Below are 19,611 nucleotides of genomic sequence, written 5' to 3'. Positions count from 1 at the left end.
TGAGCTGCCAGATGATGCGCGTCATTTCATCGCCGTCGAGATCGGCGACGGGATTGGCGACCTTGATCTTGTTCATGTATCTGCCTCGTTCGAGCCTGAATGGGGACGGGGTCCCGGGTGGGTGATGTGATGAGGAGCGCTGCTGGCGCCACAGGCTGGCCTCGCCAACAACCGCGTCGTAATCACGCGCTGATCCCGAATTCGGCAGCTGATCCCGTTCTATGCGCTGATCATCCGCTCCAGCTCATCCATGTTGGGGACGATGATATGTCGAAACTTCTCGATGCGAATGACGCCGCTCTTGCGCAGCCTGGTTATCTGGCGGCTGACGGTTTCAATGGTCAGACCGAGAAAATCGGCGATCTCGGCGCGGGAAAGCGGCAGGTCGAAGGCGGTGGTCGTGGCCGTTTGCGGTTCGGCGTGGGTGGCGATGAGGTGGAGCAGGCTTGCGACCTTCTCCTCGGCGGTGCGCCGGCCGAGCGTCAGCATCCATTCGCGCGCGGCGTCCAGCTCCTTCAGCGCCTGATCGTGCAGGCTGCGCCGCAGTTCCGGCGTCTCCGATATCATGCGGTCGAGCAGGTCGCGGGGAAAGACGCAGATTTCGACATCGGTCGCAGCCTCAGCCGACAGCGTACTTTCGCGCACGAAGGGCCTGCCGACGAAATCGGGGGCGAATTGCAGGTCGACGATCTGCTGGCGCCCGTCCGGCATCACCTTACAGAGTTTCACCACCCCGCGCATTATGTTCGAATAGAAAGAGCTTTCCGACCCTTGAGCGATGATCTCGCTGCCGGCATCGACCTTGCGGCGCAGCGAGTGGCGGCCGAGGTCCTTTAACTGACCGCTCGACAGTACGCCGCAGACGACGCCGTGCCGCGCCTGGCAGGAAGCGCAAGCGACGGGAGTGCCGGCGTCGGAACCCTTACTGCGTGCAACGTCCATGTCCTGATCCCTTCAAAATCCGCGTGTGCCGGATGTGGCTGCGCATGCTGGGCATACTCAGACGCTTACGTCGCGATTGCGGGTTCGGCTATCCCGATTTCCTCCGGCGCGGCTTGATGATTACCAATTTCGCCGGGACCGCGAGTTGACCCAGATCAAAGTTTCCGTGCCATGCTGTTGTTGGAAGCGCCTGCCTCGACACGAGGCCGACCCGCAGAATCCTTCAAACTTGAACGACGAAGCAAAGATCTTCCAACCTGGGCGACGAAGCTGCCGACGTGTTTGCGCACGAGCATATCCCAAATTGTATGACGGTTACTCGCGACGGGGAAAGGGTTCAGGTCGAAAGGCATTACGGGTGCTTCAGCTGGGTCGCCCATACTCCTAGCCGATTTCGAATTGACGGCCCAGTATGTTTGTGCGACGAACGTACTAAGGGTGCGCGCGGCTGGTGCGGCCTGAACGCGATCGACGTTGTGTCAGATGACATCCTGAAGGAACGGGCGGATGACTGTCTACCTAATCGGAATCGACGGCGGTGGCACCAGCTGCCGAGCTGCAGTCGCCGGTGCGAACGGGAGTATCCTTGCGCGGGCTCAAGCCGGGCCAGCTAACATTCTCTCCGATCCGGATACGGCCGTCGACAACATTGCCAGTGCGACCCGCGGGGCTTTCTACGCAGCTGGCATCAATGCGCGTAGCATCGCCTCGGCGCGTGCAGTACTTGGGGTCGCAGGCAATAATGTCGGCGAGGCCGTTCACTACGTGAAAAACAGGCTACCCTTCGCCCAGGCGGACATCGAGTCAGACGGGCTGATCGCGCTACAAGGCGCGCTTGGTGATAAAGACGGAGCCGTCGCCATTTTAGGAACAGGCACGATCTACATTTCCCGCCACTGCGAAACGGTGACCTACGTCGGCGGATGGGGCTTTACTGTGGGCGACCTCGGCAGCGGTGCTCGTATTGGACATGCGCTTTTGCAAGAAACGCTGCTCGCATATGACGGCATCCACGAGATGTCCGCGATGACCGCCTCCGTCCTTGCGGAATTCAAAAATGACCCGCGCAATATCGTCGAGTTTGCGCGGCATGCAAAGCCCGGCGCCTTCGGCCGCTATGCGCCGCGCGTATTCGAGCACATGAAACGGGGCGATGCTGTCGCCGCGCGCCTGTTGCAAGAAGCCGCTGTTTCAGTTGACGAAGCACTTGATCGTCTAGTCGCTCGAGGAACGCAGAAGATTTGCCTGCTCGGGGGATTGGGGCCGCTGTATTCGTCCTGGATCGCTGCACGGCATCAAAGTCTACTGGTAACGCCCGAAGGCGATGCACTGAGCGGGGCCGTGGCCCTGGCTGTGTCGCGCTTCGGGCATCTGAAAGCGATCGAATGAGCGACACGCTTGCGGCTATGCTTCCAGGATGGGGCACAGACATCAACGGCGCCGGTCCGCTCTATCAAAGGCTTCGCCTGGCGCTTGAAAAGGCGATCCTGTCGGGTAAACTCAAAGTGGGCGACGTTCTTTATCCCGAACGAGACCTCGCTGAACATGTCCGCGTTAGCCGTGTAACGGTCCGCAAAGCAATCGACCATCTCGTGCAAGACGGATTTCTGGTTCGCCGGCGCGGCTCAGGAACCTTCGTAGCCGGATCGGCGGTCCGCGCAGATCAGCCTCCGTCACGCGCGTATCTTTTGACAGGTGGCATTTCCTGGCTTGGATCGGGCACGAAAGTCGAGTGCATCGAGCGCAGCACGTCCCATCCCGCACCAGAGGAGATGATGACACTCGGCCTGTCAAGCGACAGTCGCGTCGTGCGCATCACCCATTTGCGGAGCTCGGCGGGCCAGCCGATTGCGATTGAACGCATATGCATTTCCTCCGAGTTCCTGCCCGACGCTCGTACCGTTACCTGTTCCATCTGCAACACACTCGCGGACGCAAACTTTAGACCCGTTCGTGCGATCCAACGCACTTTCGCACTTAACATCGAAGATCCGGACGCCACAACGCTTGGCGTCGCGGTCGGAACGGCTGGGCTTTTGACAAAACGCGTTGCCTATCTTGCTTCGGGCCGCGCGATCGAATTCACCCGCTCTCTTTTCCGAGGCAATGCCGAAGGTTTCGTCAGCGAGCTCACCTTTCTCGAAGACTGACCCCTCTTCTTACAAGACAGGATCCTATCTTGCACGCCACCATGCAAACGAACATGCGCCGAGAGATCGACGAAGTTCAGAAGCTGCGGCCAGATTGCTCGGTCGCTTAGCGAATGACTTGGCTGCCTTCGATGCGGTTTGCGCGCCCTGGACTCCGAATTCGTCGTCACAGTCGCTCGAGGCTTGTCCGACCACGCCGCCATATCCCTGAAATATTCAATCGAGCTAAGCGCGAAATTGCAGTCGCTTCGATTCGGCTGTCACTCGCATCAAACTACGGTCTCGAGCCCAACTTGGTCGCGGGCCGCCTTCCCAAGGCAGCCACGCGCGCCGGCGCCGCTTGGATTGCTCTGACAAATACGCTTCCCGCTTGCGGGACCCACCAACGCCATGAGCATGCTGAGCACAAAGGTCGGCTTGTGCCTGAAGACGACGCAGATCTCTTGGTGTTGACCCTAAGTTTGAGTTGAAGTCGAGCTGGACAGGTAGGCCAAAGGGTTTCGAGACAAGCGATCATGGTGATCTTGGATCAAATTTGCACAGGTTCTCCAATCTCATGGTCGATGCTTTCCGCTCGGAAACCTGCTGGCTTTGGCTGAGTGGAACCAGCACGCCATGAAGATTGCGATACTCTCGCCGCTTGAACGAACCTGCCTCCATTGGATATCTAGAGGCTGGGCGGTGACTGATATCGCGTTGATCGAGGGAAAGGATACCGCTGAAATTGAGGTGTGCGTGGAGCGTGCGGTTATTTCACTCAACGCCGACTCAGTGGAACAGGCGCTCGAGAAAATGAAGATCACGCGGTCAGATTGATCGCCACGGTCGCTGGCGCCGGACGCTTTCACCTTGCTTTGCATGCTGCTTTTAAATGCGTCGTCTTGGCAACGTCAGCCCGCAGCAAGATCGCGCCATCGGTTTTGAAAGTACGGAGACACTGGCTCCTGAGGTCGGTGCGGCACGCCGCTGAGAGGTGGCACGAAAGCAGGCCGATCCGCGTGTTTGTGATAGATCCTGGCCGAGCTCCGGATTCTACCGTCAACCCGCTGAAGGTCCGCTAGGAAGTTGTGGCCGCTGCCGCTCCGCGTCGGGCTGATCGCGTCCGTCCCCTGCCTTTGAGGAGCCATTGAGCGGGAATTGGCCAGCTCCCATTGAACCTCCTTAAAGTCGCGCGATCTTTCCTTCGCACGGTCCAACGCCTTCCAGCTCTCCCGCGTCGAAGCCGATGGCGAGTACGGCGTTCTACCCTCTGACGGAATCGACCCCGACAACGATCTTGCGATCGTTCACGAATTCTTTCCCTGGCCGGCTCATTGAACCTGCCCCTGCCTCTGGCGTGCCGCTTGCGAACTGCAAGCCGCAAGGGAGGCTTCGCCGCGGTCGAGCATAGCATGACCCGACACTTGTCAGCCGCGCCCTTGCCGCCTTTGCTCTTCGCGGCTGGCCGAAGGGTGCCCGCGAAACGACGGGCAAAGAAGGCAACGAGGGCCGATCGCCGGGCGATCGGAAATAAAATGAAGAGAAGAGACATAGAAGCGCTGCGCGAACGGGTCAGTTGCGCGGCCGTTCTCGAAAGGGCGAGCTTCGCCATCGACATCAAGGAAAGCACCCGGCGGGCGATCAAGTTTCGCCGTGACGGTGAAATCATCATCGTCACGCATGAGGGGCGCGGATGGTTCGATCCGCTCAGCGATGCGAAAGGCGACGTATTCAGGCTTGTCGAGCATCTCGACCATGTCGGTTTTCTCGAAGGCGCCGAAAGGGTCGCGGATCTCGTCGGTGTCAGGATCACAGATCCGGAGTGGCAGCCCGCGAGGCATGAAGGAGGATACAACCTCTCTCTTCCCGAGCGCTGGCAGGCGCGCCGGCGCCCATGGCACGGATCACCGACATGGCATTATCTCCATGGCGATCGTTGCCTGCCGGTGCCGTTGCTCCGCGTGGCGATCAAAGGCGACCTTCTGCGGGAAGGGCCATACGGGAGCATGTGGGCAGCTCATACGGACGGTGTCGGCGTTGTGACTGGCTGGGAGGCGCGAGGTCCGCAATACCGAGGGTTCGCCTCTGGAGGGAACAAGGTTCTTTTCCGTCTCGGGCCGCCTACTGCGTGGCGCCTGGCCGTCACCGAAGCTGCGATTGACGCCATGAGTCTCGCGGCGATCGAGGGTTTGCGCGACGGCACGCTCTATCTGAGCACCGGCGGCGGATGGTCGCCGGCCACGCAAGCCGCGCTGTGGGAACTGACCTTCCGGCCCGGCGCCCAACTCGTCGCCGCAACGGACGCCAATGCACAAGGCGATCTGTTTGCCGAGCGATTACGGGCGCTCGCCGAGGATACCGGGTGCGACTGGACGCGGCTGCGCCCGCCCGAGGAGGACTGGAACGAGACCCTGAAGATTGGGAAAAAGGAAAAACGGGAAAAGGAAAGCGGCGTGCCGCATTCGCATCGCCCGCATCAAGGGAGGCTTCGCCCGGCGGAGCCGGCCCTTGACCCGGCCGGTCGCGATGCCGGCAGCTCGGAAGGGGTCATGAAGGATTGAAGAGGATGGCGAGGTCGAGAGGACGGCGCCGCACTTCGGTCCGAAAACGCGCAAGGAGCCGCAGATGATCCCCTCTCCCGCAATCGCCAAGGTTTTTCAGGGCGTCGCAAGCCGCCAGCAGATGTTCCGCATGTTCGATCGCCACGCGCAGCGCCCAAACCGTTGGGATGGTGATGCCGCGCCATTCTACGCAGACGAATGGTTCGAGATCGGCGAGACCGAGCATGATTACATGTTCGAGATCCTACCGCCATTGTGGATCCGAGGGTCCATGTTTGCGATGCGCGAATACATGACAGGCTCGGTGACATCAGTGTTCTTCGCGCTCAGGATCGACGAGGCGATCCGGTATTTCCATGGCTATTGCGATCTTTCCGACAAGGCATCCGTCGAAACGATGCGCGTCGCCATCATCGAGCGCGAAAGCCGTCCGGTCCGGGCCATGACGCGGCAAGAGCGGCTCGAGCATATCTGGAGCACGACTGCCGACGATTACCGCGGCTATGCCGGAGACAAGTGGCCGCAGTCCGCTCGCGGCAAGCGCACCGTCGTGCTCTATGGCGGCAACGAGGGCACTTTCCTGAAGCTACTCGAGGAACTCACCGACGGGGAGATCGCTGTGAAGCTGCCGGTGCATCTTCGCCACCTTCCCTCCCCGATCGCCGCGTGAGGAGGACGCCATGTTCACTTTTAGCGCGGTCGATGTCCGTGCGGTGATCGCGCGCGGACGCACCGACGCGGCAGCCAATGGCGGTTTCCGCAATCCTCACTATGGACTTCTCCCGGACAACGACGAACGGCACGGCCTGTGGATCGTCGGCGATGAAGGCGTCTATGTGCTTTCCAACGGAAAATTGGCAGAGGGTCAAAGGGCACTCGCGGTCTATGCCGACGAGTGCGATCCGAAGACCAATCCGGACCATTGGCACTACAAGCGCCGGTATTTCGGGGGAGACGACGGCATCGTCTTCATCGACGCTGAGAGCCTGGAAGCCTTGCTTTCCACAAACCCGGAAGCCACGTATCTGCGGGCGGAGTTTGCGACGGAAACCCCGCAGCTCTCCGTAATCACGCGCTCGTAGCTCGCGATCGCTGCCGCCGGACGAACCAGGTCCAATTCCCACAACTCATTTTCATCCGCCTTCGCAGCCACGGGACCTGTCCCGTGGGCGATGGCGCACATCCTCGAAAAGGAGCTTTCATGTCCCACGATCCCTTCACCCTCGATATATCAGGCAGCAGCGCATTGTCGTCCGGCTTCGGCCTGGGTGTCACCGCGTTTGGCGGTTTCGCCGCCAATGACGACGATCCCGATCCACCGCCGCCCTCCCCCACGCCGGCATTGCTTCTGCCAGCTATGAAGCGGCCGGCGACGCGGAGACACGGCGAGCGAACCAACTTCTATCTCAACGACGGCGACGACCGCGGCTTGGCCGCGACCTGGAAGGAGCGGGCGAAGGCAAATCTTGCGGCCATCCTGACTGCCACCGAAATCGAAAAACAGGATCGACCCGCCACCCGTGACGAACAGGCGAAGCTGATCCGCTTCACCGGTTTTGGCGCCTCGGATCTTGCGAATGGGATTTTTCGCCGGCCCGGCGAAACTGCATTCCGCAAGGGCTGGGACGATCTCGGCGGTTCGCTCGAAAGTGCCGTCACCGAGACCGACTACGCCTCGCTCGCCCGCTGCACTCAGTATGCACACTTCACGCCGGAATACATCGTCCGCGCGGTCTGGGCGGGACTTCAGCGTCTCGGCTGGCGTGGAGGCCGGGTGCTGGAGCCGGGGATCGGCACGGGCCTGTTTCCGGCGCTGATGCCAACCGCGTTCAGGGATAACGCTCGAGTCACCGGAATCGAACTCGATCCGGTCACGGCACGGATCGCCCGGCTGCTTCAGCCGAAGGCGCGCGTCATCAACGCCGACTTTGCGCGCACCGATCTCAATGCGATCTATGATCTCGCCATCGGCAACCCGCCCTTCTCCGATCGAACGGTTCGCTCGGATCGGCAGTACCGTCCGCTCGGTCTCCAACTGCACGACTACTTCATCGCCCGGTCGATCGATCTCTTGAAGCCTGGTGCACTCGCGGCGTTCGTGACCAGCGCCGGCACGATGGACAAGGCGGACGCGACGGCCCGCGAGCATATCGTCAGATCCGCCGATCTGATCGCCGCTGTCCGCCTGCCCGAGGGCAGCTTCCAGGCAGATGCCGGCACGGACGTAGTGGTGGACATCCTGTTCTTCCGCAAGCGCCGGATCGCCGAGCCGGAGGGCGATCTGTCGTGGCTCGATCTGGAGGAGGTGCACCCGGCCACATCCGACGACGGTGCAATCCGCGTGAACCGCTGGTTCGCAGAGCACCCGGATCTCGTGCTCGGCGAGCACGCCCTAACGTCTGGCCCGTTCGGCGAGACCTATACGTGCCGGCCACGCGCCGGTGAAGACCTGGAAACGGCACTGAAGGCCGTGATCGCTCTTCTTCCGGAGAATCTGTATGACGGCGAGCCGACGCAGATCGACATCGATCTGGAAGAGGAACTGGGCGAGATCGTCGATCTCCGCTCCGGCAACGACAAGGTCCGCGAGGGCAGCTTCTTCATCAATAACCGCCACGGCCTCATGCAGATGATCGACGGAGTGCCGCTCGCGGTTTCGGTGCGGAAAGGCCGGTCAGGCGACGGCCTGTCCGAAAAGCATGTCCGGATTATCAAGAAGCTGGTTCCGATCCGCGATGCCGTGCGCGAGGTGCTGAAAGCGCAGGAACGCGACCAGCCGTGGTGGGATCTGCAGGTTCGGCTGCGTATTGCCTGGTCGAGTTTCGTCCGAGACTTCGGGCCAATCAACCACACGACGGTCTCGATCTCGGAGGATGATGAGACGGGCGAGGTCCGCGAAACCCATCGCCGGTCCAATCTCCAGCCGTTCCTGGACGACCCGGATTGCTGGCTGGTGGCCTCGATCGAGGACTACGACCTCGAAACAGACACGGCAAAGCCCGGTCCGATCTTCTCCGAGCGGGTCATTTCGCCTCCGGCACCACCCGTCATCACCAGTGCGGCCGATGCGCTGGCTGTCGTCCTCAACGAACGCGGCCGCGTTGATCCCGAGCATATTGCCGAGTTGCTGCATCGCGACCCCAACGCTGTCATCGACGAACTCGGTGACGCCATCTTCCGCGATCCCGCCGATGGCTCCTGGCAGACCTCTGACGCCTATCTCTCAGGCCCGGTCCGCACGAAGCTCACCGTCGCCGAAGCGGCGGCTGCACTCGATCCAATATACGAGCGCAATGTCCGAGCGCTGCAGGACGTCCAGCCTGCCGACCTCCGGCCGTCGGATATCACCGCACGTCTCGGCGCACCTTGGATTCCGGCTGCCGATGTCGTCGCCTTCGTCAAGGAAACGATGGATGTGGACATCAGGATCCACCATATGCCGGAGCTCGGGTCATGGACCGTCGAGGCACGGCAGCTTGGCTATAGTGCCGTGGGGACCTCCGAATGGGGCACGGCGCGCCGTCACGCCGGCGAACTGCTGGCCGATGCGCTGAACAGCCGGGTTCCACAGATCTTCGACGTGTATAGGGATGTTGGGGGTGAACGCCGCGTTCTGAACGTCGTCGATACCGAAGCAGCCCGCGACAAGCTACAAAAGATCAAGGAAGCTTTTCAGAACTGGGTCTGGACTGACCCCGACCGCACCGACCGGGTGGCGCGAGCCTACAATGACCGGTTCAACGATATCGCGCCGCGGAAGTTCGACGGCTCGCATCTGAAACTGCCCGGCGCCTCCGGCGCCTTTGTTCTGTATGGGCACCAGAAGCGTGGTATCTGGAGGATAATCTCCTCCGGCTCGACCTACCTCGCTCACGCCGTCGGCGCCGGCAAGACGATGACGATGGCCGCCGCAATCATGGAGCAGCGCCGTCTCGGCCTGATCGCCAAGGCGATGCTGGTCGTGCCTGGCCATTGCCTGGCACAGGCAGCGCGCGAGTTCCTCGCCCTCTATCCGAATGCCCGCATCCTCGTCGCCGACGAGACAAACTTCACCAAGGACAAACGAGCACGTTTCCTGTCGCGCGCCGCCACGGCAGCCTGGGATGCAATCATCATTACCCATTCTGCCTTCAGGTTCATCGCCGTGCCGTCGGCTTTCGAGAGCCAGATGATCCAGGACGAGCTCGAGCTCTACGAGGATCTGCTCACGAAGGTGGACAGCGAGGATCGGGTGTCGCGAAAGCGGCTCGAGCGCCTGAAGGAAGGTTTGCAAGAGCGGTTGGAAGCGCTCTCAACGCGCAAGGACGACCTTCTCACGATCTCGGAAATCGGCGTTGATCAGATCATCGTTGACGAGGCGCAGGAATTCCGCAAACTCTCTTTTGCGACCAATATGTCGACGCTGAAAGGCATCGACCCGAACGGATCGCAGCGGGCCTGGGACCTCTATGTCAAGTCTCGCTATATCGAGACCAAAAATCCCGGCCGCGCGCTCGTGCTGGCCTCCGGCACGCCAATCACCAACACGCTCGGTGAGATGTTCTCGATCCAGCGCCTGCTCGGCCACGAGGCGCTCCGCGAACGCGGGCTTCACGAATTCGACGCCTGGGCCTCGACCTTCGGCGACACGACGACCGAACTCGAAATCCAGCCGTCCGGTAAATACAAGCCGGTCAGCCGGTTTGCGAGCTTCGTCAACGTGCCCGAGCTGATCGCCATGTTCCGCTCCTTCGCCGACGTGGTGATGCCGGAGGACCTGAAACAATATGTGAAGGTCCCCGCACTCTCGACCGGCCGGCGGCAGATTCTCACGGCCAGGCCGACGCCGGCCTTCAAACTTTATCAGCAGATCCTCGACAGCCGCATCAAGGCGATCGAGATGCGCGAGGGCCCGGCCCAGCCCGGCGACGACATACTGTTATCCGTCATCACCGACGGCCGCCACGCGGCGATCGACCTGCGGCTGGTCATTCCGGCAAACGACGACGAGCCGGACAACAAGCTCAATCTGCTCATCGAGAACGCTTTTCACATCTGGAAGGAAACGGGCGAAAACACCTACCATCGCCCGGACGGCAAGCCCTATGAACTGCCGGGCGCCGCGCAGATGATCTTCTCCGATCTCGGCACCATCAATGTCGAGAAGACGCGCGGCTTCAGCGCCTATCGCTGGATTCGCGACGAACTGGTCCGTCTCGGTGTCCCGCCATCGGAAATCGCCTGTATTCAGGACTTCAAGAAGACCGAGGCAAAGCAACGCCTGTTCGGCGACGTCCGTTCGGGCAAGGTTCGCTTCCTGATCGGCTCCTCGGAAATGATGGGCACCGGCGTTAACGCCCAGCTCAGATTGAAGGCGCTGCATCACCTCGATGTGCCGTGGCTTCCATCCCAGATCGAGCAGCGCGAGGGTCGAATCGTCCGCCAAGGCAATCAGCACGATGTCGTCGATATCTTCGCCTATGCTACGCAAGGGTCACTCGATGCTGCGATGTGGCAGAACAATGAGCGCAAGGCCCGCTTTATCGCCGCCGCCCTTTCTGGCGACACCTCGATCCGCCGGCTGGACGACCTTGGGGAAGGCCAGGCCAACCAGTTCGCCATGGCCAAGGCGATTGCATCGGGCGACGAGCGCCTGATGCAGAAGGCCGGGCTCGAAGCGGAAATCGCTCGTCTCGAGCGGTTACGCGCCGCCCATGATGATGATCTGTTCGCGGTGCGTCGGCAAGTCCGGGACGCCGAACGCGACATCGAGGTATCGACCCGGCGTATCGACGAGATCGGCAGGGATATCCGACGGCTGGTTCCGACTGCGGGAGATGCCTTCACGATGACCGTCACGGGCGTTTCATACGATGAGCGAAAGGAAGCCGGCCGCGCGCTGATGAAGGAAATCCTTACCCTCGTCCAGCTTCAACAGGAGGGTGAGATCGTCATCGCCTCCATTGGTGGCTTCGATCTCGTCTATGATGGCGAGCGGTTCGGCAGGTCTGACGGCTATCGCTACACGACCCTGCTTCAGCGCACGGGGGCGGATTACGAGATCGATCTCGCTGTCACGGTGACGCCGCTCGGCGCGGTCTCCCGCCTTGAGCACGCGCTCGACGACTTCGACGGGGAGCGGGAACGCTATCGCCAGCGGCTGGAGGAGGCGCGCAGACGTCTTGCCTCATACCAAACCCGTGACGGTGGCGAATTCGCCTTTGCCGCGGAACTGGGCGAAAAGCGTCGCCAGCTCCGGGACGTTGAGGCGGAATTCGCAGCCGAGGCGCGCGAGGCAGGTACCTCTGCCAGGCAATCAGCTTGATCTTGGAAGCAGTGCCGCATGCGCATAGGTGCATTGCACAATAAATGTTTTCCATCTGATCAAAAAATGATCATAGTGCACACAGCTGATGCACATGGCGGTCTCCTCCCAGTGCCGCCGCAACAGCTGTTCCCCTCTGGAGGTTTTTGACCTTCACACTTCATGGGCCTCGGTTCTCCGACGGCCCATTTTTTTGTTCCCTCGCAACCAGATTTCGAGCTCTGTAGCAGAGCGCTTATCAGAAGAAGTTGGGAAAGGGAGAAGGGGAAAGGGAAGGAGAACCGATCGCAGATCGGTCCTCCCGCCGCCGCTGTCGCTCAACCGCCGCCTCCGCATCCCGGCCACTCGTCCTTCGCAGGGCTGTTAGCCCCGCTTGTCCTTCGCGGCAGGGCTGCTCGACCGCTGTTGCGCCGGTCGGGCCGCTTTGCGGTCCGGAAGATGTCTTCAGGAAAAAAATGAAGACAGGAAGGACCGGCAGAGGGCCAGGTCCGCATCCCCCGGAAAGGAACACTCCCATGCAACTCATGAAGGTCGATCCGCGTGCGCTGAAGGACAATCCCGACAATACGCGCCAGTCGAAGTCGACGCCCCAGGCCGACGCGCTGCTGCTTGCGACCATCAAGGCCGTCGGCATCATCCAGCCGCCCGTCATTTTCGCCGAAGCCGGCGGCAACGGCTATGTCATCGAAGCCGGTCACCGGCGCACCCGCATGGCGATCGCCGCCGGCATCGAGGAAATCGATGTTATCGTCGTTGAGGCGGCCAACGACAATGGCGCGATGCGTTCGATGATCGAAAACATCGCGCGCGAACCGCTCAATCCGGTCGACCAATGGCGCGGCATCGAGCGCCTCGTTGCTCTCGGCTGGACCGAGGAAGCGATCGCGATTGCGCTGGCGTTGCCGGTCAGACAGATCCGGAAGCTTCGACTGCTCGCCAATGTGCTGCCGGCGATGCTCGATCACATGGCCAGGGGCGACATGCCAAACGAGCAGCAGCTTCGCACGATTTCCGCGGCGTCGCTCGACGAGCAGAAGGAAGTCTGGAAGGCCCACAAGCCGAAGAAGGGTGACACGGCATCCTGGTGGGCGATCGCCACCGGCCTCACCAAGACCCGCATGTTCGCGCGCGATGCGAGCTTTGGCGACGATCTTCGCCAGGCCTATGGCATCGAATGGGCGGAAGACCTGTTCGGACCGGCTGACGAGGACAATCGCTTCACGACGAACGTCGAAGCGTTCCTCGGTGCGCAGCAGGAATGGATGAGCAGCAATCTCCCGAAGAAGGGTTCCATCGTCGAGCTCAACAATTGGGGCCAGCCGCAGTTGCCGCCGAAGGCGGAGCGTGTCTACGGCAAGCCCGGCAAGGGCGATTGCACCGCCATGTATCTCGATCGAGAGGGCAAGGTGCAGTCCGCCCACTTCCGGATGCCGGAGGCGAAGAAGGCGAACGGCAAGGCCGATCCGACCGCGCCCGGCGGTGAGGACGGAAACGAGGCCATCGATGTTGCAGCCAAGACCCGTCCCGACGTGACCCGAAACGGCCTCGACATGATCGGCGATTTCCGCACAGACGCTCTGCACGAGGCATTGGCACGAGCGCCGATCGAGGACGATATCCTCATGGCGCTGCTCGTCCTCGCATTCGCCGGGCAGAACGTCTCGGTCGACTCCGGCTCCGAAACCTCCAACCATCTCTACGGCTCCAGGCGTTTCGCCCGGCACGCTGTCCGGCTGATCGGTGAAAGCGGTAAACTGGAGTTCGCCACGGACACGCTTCGTGTCGTGGCGAGGTTGACCCTGATCGACGCACTGTCGGCGCGGACCAACCGCACGGACAGTGGTATTGTCGCCCGGATCGCCGGGGATGCCATCGGCGCCGACACCTATCTTCCGAACATGGGCACGGAGCAATTCCTCGCGTGCCTATCGCGTACGGCACTGGAAGCGTCCTGCGGCGGTAGGAGTGTCGCTCCCCGCCCGCGCGTCAGGGACACCCGGGCTGCCCTTGTCGAGCACTTCAAGGAAGAGCGTTTCGTGCATCCGTCCGGCCTCTTCGCACCCGATGACGTGAAGCTGGGCGAGTGGCTGGCCAAGAACATGGAGCAAGGGGGCGAGGACGACGATGCACCCGCCGACGGGCCGATGGGCAGCATCGAGGACGGCGGCAACGCAGCCGACACCGGGCTCGAAGAACTGGATGAAGCCGACGCTGACACCAGCACTGAGGATCCCGATACCGCTTACGGAATTGCGGCCGAGTAACCCTCTCCCACAACGTCATACTGATCGATACCGCCGCCGGCCATCACCGGCGGCTGCTTTGTTTCCACACCTCAAAATAGGAGAACGAAGATGTCTGCGTCTTTGATTTATGACCTCGCCCCGATCGGCTCGATTGTCGTCTGGTCCGACGGCACGCCCCGCCCGCCCGAGCGCCACAGGAAGAAGCTCGCCGCCTGGGAAAACCGCAACAGCAAGGGCAGGCTGATCCGCAAACAGGGCAAGCGCGGCATCGGCAATGCCAACCTGTCGCCGGATTTCACGCTGCATGAGGGCGATTTCGGCGGCAATGGCGTCATCACGATCCGTATCCACAGGACGTTCTCGCTCGACAGCAGCCTGACATTCAAGGTGATCGAGCGCCCGCAGCTCGGCCACGTCAGGGTCTTCGACCGCGCCGGCGACAACGCCGAACTCGTCCACCTCGCCGCTAATCGCCAAGCCGCGGAGGAATGGTTGGCCCGGCATGGCTATCCCGATGCCGTGCTGGAAGAGGTCACTGCCGATGAAGTGGCGGCCGATCATGTCGAGGGGAGGGTCGCGGCATGAACACGCCTGCTCTCCAAGCCAAAGCAGCTTCCGCCCGTGATTTGCCAGGGCCGGAGTTCAGCCGCAGCGCCGATGACCTGCCTGTCGCCCGTGTCGGCGATCTCGTTTTCGCCATGGTGTCGGGACGCGATGGCCAGCATTTTCTCGCGAGCGCCTGGCGTGTGGCACGGCCGCTTTCCGAACTCAAACGCGACGACTTCTATTCGCATCATGGCGCCGTTGCGGATGAGGCGGAATTTCAAGCACGGTTGTTCGAACAGGCCGAACACAGCCGCGAGCTCCGGGCGCTCGCCCGGCCAACGGTTCGGATGAACTGCTCCACCCCGTGGGGACCTTCGCAGGGCGCCACCGTCTACGCGGAGGGTATCGTCTCTCACACCACGGCCGGGCATGGCGGGTTCAAGTTGTGCAACGAGTGCAACGTCAAGATTCATCCGATGCTTCGTTGCGCAGGCGGCTGGTACGAAGAAGATACCGCGTGGGCCGCGATTGCCCTCGCCTATCCGAATCTCTTTACCGGATACGAGCGCAAGTGCGCCGATTGGACGATCCGGGATTCGTGGCCCGATGCCTGGGAAGCGATCTTCGGTCGCCCCCTTGCGCCCGGTGAATCCCATGAGAAGGATCGCCGCGCCTTCGAGCGGGAGCATGCCGGCGACTGGATCGTCATCTCCGCGCTACGCTCGGAGCAGCATGCCGGGATAACCGAAGTCATCGCCACGATCGGCGGGCTGCGGGCAACCGATGAAGAACGCCGCTATCTCGTGCCAAGAGACGAGTACGAGGTTGGCCGATTTGGCTTCGTCATCGATCCGGCGCGCCACGCTGCCTATGACGGACCGTCGTCTTTCATCAATTGGCAGGCGCGGGTGACCAGTCCATGAAACCGGTCAGTCCCTGCGTTCTTCTCTTCCGCATGGAGGCGGCGCGGCGAGAGACCCGCCACCATCTCGATCGCATTCACCGGCAGATCACGGGCCGGGCCGAACGCAGAGCGGCCACCGAGAAGGCGAAAGCCCGCTCGCACCGCCGGGGCGGGTCGCGGTGGACGCGCTCCGACGAACAGCTGTTTCAGGATCACGTCGAGCGGCTCAGCTTCGAACGGCGAACGGAAATCGCTGCCCTAGCTCGCAAACTCCAACATCAGGAGCGGGCGATCACTACCATGCGTCTGATGCTCGGCGATGATGCGGGTAAATGCGGCGGCGTGAGTCTGACCGTATGGGGGCTTTCGTGGCGGCTGATCCGCGCTGGAGGAAGGGATGCGGGCTGTCGGTCGCGAGGGGCTCTCTCCTCCGGGGTTTCGGAGCCTTAGCCCGCCCCGCCGGTCTGCCCTTCGTTTTCGCTGCGGTCTGAACCGGCGGCCGGTCGTTTCAAGGTCGCTGGCGGCGCCGCGGAGCGGCCGGTGCAGCCTCCCTCGCAAAACGGCTCCGCGTCCTTCGCAGGGCTTTACCCCGCTTGTCCGCAAACCCGTTTCGCTCGTCCGGCCGTCCCGGACCTGTGAAAGCGCCCGTCCTCAGCCGGTTCCTGTCGATCGCATCGAAGGGCAGACCGGCAGGGGCCGGAGCCGCTTCGGTGGAAACCACGAAAGGAAGATCCCATGGCCAAGCCCGCAACCAATCGACCCTCCCCCCGCGTCGTGCCGCTCCGCAAGGGCGCGACCCTCGAGATGGTCAGGCTCACATGCCCGGACACCGTCCAGGCAATGCTGATTGCCGAGAGTTTTGGAACGGCGGTGGTCGACAGTGACGGCGTCCGTGAGCTCCATGAGCGCCTGATCATTGAGACCGCCGACAGCCTCTCGGACGGCCTCGGCGAGAAGGCGATGCAGATCCATCTCCAGCGCATCGTCGGGGCCTATGTCGGCTCGGCGCACGGAGCCGGCCAGTTCTACAGCCGCGCCGTCACCGAGGCCCGAGACGCCACCGCCAAATCGGCGAACGATGCCCGCGACGAGGATCTCGATGGCCCGGTCGGTTACGACAGCGCCGCCCAGCGCAAACGCGAATTCGCCGCCGACATGGGCATACAGTCCCACGCGTTGCGGATGGCCGCCGAGGGCGCAGTCGCTGCTTACAGCCACGTCATCGGCGAAGCCTGGAAGCCTTTCGACCGCCCGGTCGAAAACCCGGGCCAGTCGCTCGACCGCAAGGCGGCCGAGGCGCAGATGGCGGCTCTCGGTTGAGCCGTTTCGGGCGGAGCTTCGGCTCCGCCCTTTCTTCCCTCTCCCTGATCATTAGGCCGGTTCCTTTGGGACCGGCCTTTTTCCAGGTCATCAGAAGGAAGAGAAACATGGACCCCGCTCGCCACGCGACCCCGTCCCGGTCGGCGGTCCTGCAGGAGCCGGTTGTCCGCCGCAACGGCTTCGCCGTCCTTCTCTCCGTTCCGGCAGTTCCGGTGCGGCATGCCACCCGATCTCTCCTGCCTTCGGACCTCCGCGACGGGGCCGCGGTGGGCGCGGCCTCCAAAACGGAGGATAATGACATGAGCAGGAAAGCCGAGGGCGAACGCGCCGACATCTATGCACGGATCACGGCCCGGATCGTTGCCGATCTGGAAAAAGGTGTAAAACCCTGGATGAAACCCTGGCACGCGGCCAACACAAATGGCCGGATTACCCGGCCGCTACGCTACAACGGTCAGCCCTATTCGGGCATGAACATTCTGTTGTTATGGTCGGAGGGAATGGCGCGCGGCTTCACCTCACCCATGTGGATGACGTTCAAGCAGGCGCTCGAACTCGGAGCGGCGGTGCGCAAGGGCGAGACCGGTTCGACGGTCGTCTTCGCCAGTCGTTTCACCAAATCCGAGGCGGACGGCAATGGTGGAGAAGTCGACCGGGAGATCCCGTTTCTGAAGGCATACACGGTCTTCAACACTGAGCAGATCGGCGGGTTGCCGGGACACTACCATCACCGACCGGGTCCGGTGCTCGATCCGGTCGAGCGGGTCGAGCACGCCGATCGCTTTTTCCGAAACACGGACGCCGTCATTCGCCATGGTGGAGTGGAGGCCTATTATTCGCCGGTAACGGACCACATCCAGATGCCGCCGTTCGAGACGTTCCGCGACGCCGCGTCTTACGTGGCGACCCTGAGTCACGAAAGCTGCCATTGGACGGCGCGCCCAGATCGCGTCGGACGCGATCTCAGCCGATATGCCAAAGACAAGAGCGAGCGCGCCCGCGAAGAGCTGATCGCCGAGCTTGGAAGCTGCTTCCTATGCGCCGATCTTGGGATCGTGCCGGAGTTGGAGCCACGGCCGGACCATACGTCTTACCTTGCCTCGTGGCTGAAGGTCATCTCCGATGACAAGCGGGCTATTTTTCAGGCAGCAGCCCATGCCCAGCGTGCTGTCAGCTTCCTGCACGGTCTCCAGCCCATTCTGGCCGACAAGAGAGCGGTTGCGTAGGAGACGCTAAGGTCGGTCGTTGTCACCCGCAACGGCTGACAGCTCTTTCGGCTCTCTCTCCGCAAGAGCGTGCTCATCGGACGTGAGGTCCAGCTTCCCCCAGATCGATGGTTTCCGATCGGCGGCTTTCAGCTTCCGGGACTGCTTGATTTCGACGGTAAACGGCTTTGTCTGCTGACGCATAGATCCTCCAAGCGACGAATCTCGGCCCGACAATATTGCGTTGATGAGAGGAGGCAACTGCCCGGGCGGCCGAGTTTGTCGCATCCGAAGCCGACGCTATGCTTTAGAGGCTGGGGAACGGCTTCGCGGCCGGGCTGTTCTGCCGGGGCAACGCACGGCGAGGGCCATGACCAAGTTCCTTCCACCGCTGTCATAGGCCACGCCCTCCGCGGGCTCGATGAGGCATGTCTGATCGGAGACCGGCTTCGCCTCGATCGTTCTCCCGCAACGGCCGTCCGCAACTTTCTTCCCCTGCGAACTGCGTTCGCATTCCTCGCGCGACAACAAAGTTTCTCCCGACCGCCCTCCATTTCATTACGGCCTTCCAGGTGCGGTCCGATCGTCCCCGATCCTTACGACAGCCATCGAGGCCGCGAAGGGCGCGGCCCGAAACAACCGAAAGGAACAGACAATGGCTACCATCGGCAATTTCACCGCAAACGAAAACGGCTTCACCGGCTCGATCCGCACCCTCGCACTCAACGTCAAGGCCCGCATCGCCCGCGTCGACAACCCCTCCGACAAGGGGCCGCACTTCCGCATCTACGCCGGCAATGTCGAGCTGGGTGCGGCCTGGCAGAAACGCTCCAGCGAGAGCGACCGCGACTATCTCTCGGTCAAGCTGGACGATCCGAGCTTCCCCGCCCCGATCTACGCAACGCTCTCCGAGGTCGAAGGCGAGGACGGTTACCAGCTGATCTGGTCCCGCCCCAATCGGGATTGAGATCTAAAGAAGGCCCCGCCACCGAGGCGGGGCCAACTGGCCGCTTTGAGAATGCCGCAACGGGCGTCGAGCCCGCTCCCGACTTTTAGGGTGCCATACGGAGAGGTGGGGGTCTGCTCATATCGAGCCAATCGTGCCGTGGAGCCGGGCCAGCCTCAAGGACGAGCGGTCCCCCCAAAATGCTTGGCGCATTTCGGCTCCCCCACTCGCCGCCGCTGGCGGTCGCAAGCGCGATCCTTGACCCTGACCCACCGCCACGCCGGCGGGCGTCATCTTTCTCAAACATCAAGGAGATGACGATGATCGAACAACAAATCGAAGAACTGCGCGCCGAGCTGAATGCCTGCATTGAGCCCGCCGAGCGCCGCCAGATCGAAGCCGAGCTTGAGATCGCCCAGGCCGAGCTGATCGTCATGCTTGCCGAACAGGACGGTTCCACCGAGGCCGAGCCGCCTTTCTGAGGGCGGCATATCACCGGCGCTGCCGT

The 19,611-nt window shown here is 62.2% G+C and carries 16 protein-coding genes and 1 pseudogene; 16 read left to right on the top strand and 1 reads right to left on the bottom strand.

Going from position 1 to position 19,611, the window contains the following annotated elements; genetic code table 11:
• Window positions 1–219: 219 nt before the first annotated feature.
• Window positions 220–942 (bottom strand): Crp/Fnr family transcriptional regulator, encoded by a 723-nt coding sequence (locus tag FHX03_RS26220; RefSeq protein WP_131702452.1) that lies wholly within the window; start codon window positions 940–942, stop codon window positions 220–222.
• A gap of 507 nt (window positions 943–1,449) precedes the next feature.
• On the opposite strand from FHX03_RS26220, the gene FHX03_RS26215 reads away from it, so the two are divergent.
• The 16 genes and pseudogenes from FHX03_RS26215 to FHX03_RS26145 all read left to right on the top strand — a co-directional run bounded on the left by FHX03_RS26215 (window position 1,450) and on the right by FHX03_RS26145 (window position 19,585).
• Complete coding sequence (locus tag FHX03_RS26215) at window positions 1,450–2,331, top strand: N-acetylglucosamine kinase (RefSeq protein ID WP_183856193.1); 882 nt, start codon at window positions 1,450–1,452, stop codon at window positions 2,329–2,331.
• Entirely contained in the window at window positions 2,328–3,092 is a 765-nt protein-coding gene (locus FHX03_RS26210) for a GntR family transcriptional regulator (RefSeq protein WP_183856191.1), read from the top strand. Before FHX03_RS26215 ends, FHX03_RS26210 begins: the two co-directional genes overlap by 4 nt.
• Before the next feature lie 41 nt (window positions 3,093–3,133).
• Window positions 3,134–3,463 (top strand): annotated as a pseudogene (locus FHX03_RS35015) (aminotransferase); the annotation flags it as partial.
• A gap of 244 nt (window positions 3,464–3,707) precedes the next feature.
• Entirely contained in the window at window positions 3,708–3,908 is a 201-nt protein-coding gene (locus tag FHX03_RS26205; protein ID WP_127431452.1) for a hypothetical protein, read from the top strand.
• Between the two features lie 698 nt (window positions 3,909–4,606).
• Complete coding sequence (locus FHX03_RS26200; protein ID WP_131702455.1) at window positions 4,607–5,632, top strand: DUF3991 and toprim domain-containing protein; 1,026 nt, start codon at window positions 4,607–4,609, stop codon at window positions 5,630–5,632.
• A 64-nt stretch (window positions 5,633–5,696) separates the two neighbouring features.
• Complete coding sequence (locus FHX03_RS26195; RefSeq protein WP_127431454.1) at window positions 5,697–6,302, top strand: DUF1419 domain-containing protein; 606 nt, start codon at window positions 5,697–5,699, stop codon at window positions 6,300–6,302.
• A 10-nt stretch (window positions 6,303–6,312) separates the two neighbouring features.
• Window positions 6,313–6,714, top strand: coding sequence for a DUF3085 domain-containing protein (locus tag FHX03_RS26190; protein ID WP_183856190.1), 402 nt, complete (start codon window positions 6,313–6,315; stop codon window positions 6,712–6,714).
• Between the two features lie 119 nt (window positions 6,715–6,833).
• A complete protein-coding gene (locus FHX03_RS26185) occupies window positions 6,834–11,936 on the top strand; it encodes a DEAD/DEAH box helicase family protein (RefSeq protein WP_183856188.1) in 5,103 nt (1,700 codons plus the stop codon).
• 515 nt (window positions 11,937–12,451) lie between these two features.
• Complete coding sequence (locus tag FHX03_RS26180) at window positions 12,452–14,200, top strand: ParB N-terminal domain-containing protein (RefSeq protein WP_183856185.1); 1,749 nt, start codon at window positions 12,452–12,454, stop codon at window positions 14,198–14,200.
• A gap of 90 nt (window positions 14,201–14,290) precedes the next feature.
• Window positions 14,291–14,767 carry a hypothetical protein gene (locus FHX03_RS26175; protein WP_020048110.1) on the top strand — a complete coding sequence of 159 codons (477 nt, stop codon included), beginning with the start codon at window positions 14,291–14,293 and terminating at the stop codon, window positions 14,765–14,767.
• Window positions 14,764–15,651 carry a DUF7007 domain-containing protein gene (locus tag FHX03_RS26170; RefSeq protein ID WP_183856183.1) on the top strand — a complete coding sequence of 296 codons (888 nt, stop codon included), beginning with the start codon at window positions 14,764–14,766 and terminating at the stop codon, window positions 15,649–15,651. Before FHX03_RS26175 ends, FHX03_RS26170 begins: the two co-directional genes overlap by 4 nt.
• Complete coding sequence (locus FHX03_RS26165; RefSeq protein ID WP_246699297.1) at window positions 15,648–16,082, top strand: hypothetical protein; 435 nt, start codon at window positions 15,648–15,650, stop codon at window positions 16,080–16,082. Before FHX03_RS26170 ends, FHX03_RS26165 begins: the two co-directional genes overlap by 4 nt.
• 285 nt (window positions 16,083–16,367) lie before the next feature.
• Window positions 16,368–16,952: a hypothetical protein gene (locus FHX03_RS26160; protein ID WP_127431459.1), complete on the top strand. Its 585-nt coding sequence runs from the start codon at window positions 16,368–16,370 to the stop codon at window positions 16,950–16,952.
• Between the two features lie 299 nt (window positions 16,953–17,251).
• The gene (locus FHX03_RS26155) at window positions 17,252–18,178 is read left to right on the top strand and encodes an ArdC family protein (protein ID WP_183856181.1); all 927 of its coding nucleotides are present in this window, start codon (window positions 17,252–17,254) and stop codon (window positions 18,176–18,178) included.
• A gap of 634 nt (window positions 18,179–18,812) precedes the next feature.
• Window positions 18,813–19,124: a DUF736 domain-containing protein gene (locus FHX03_RS26150; protein WP_183856179.1), complete on the top strand. Its 312-nt coding sequence runs from the start codon at window positions 18,813–18,815 to the stop codon at window positions 19,122–19,124.
• 299 nt (window positions 19,125–19,423) lie between these two features.
• Window positions 19,424–19,585 (top strand): hypothetical protein, encoded by a 162-nt coding sequence (locus FHX03_RS26145; RefSeq protein ID WP_165548345.1) that lies wholly within the window; start codon window positions 19,424–19,426, stop codon window positions 19,583–19,585.
• The last annotated feature ends 26 nt before the right edge of the window (window positions 19,586–19,611 follow it).

The organism is Rhizobium sp. BK456 (assembly GCF_014194045.1).
In the GTDB taxonomy this organism is placed as follows: Bacteria; Pseudomonadota; Alphaproteobacteria; order Rhizobiales; family Rhizobiaceae; genus Rhizobium; species Rhizobium redzepovicii.
Note: the sequence above shows the minus strand (reverse complement) of the source record. Positions and strands in the feature narration are given on the sequence as shown.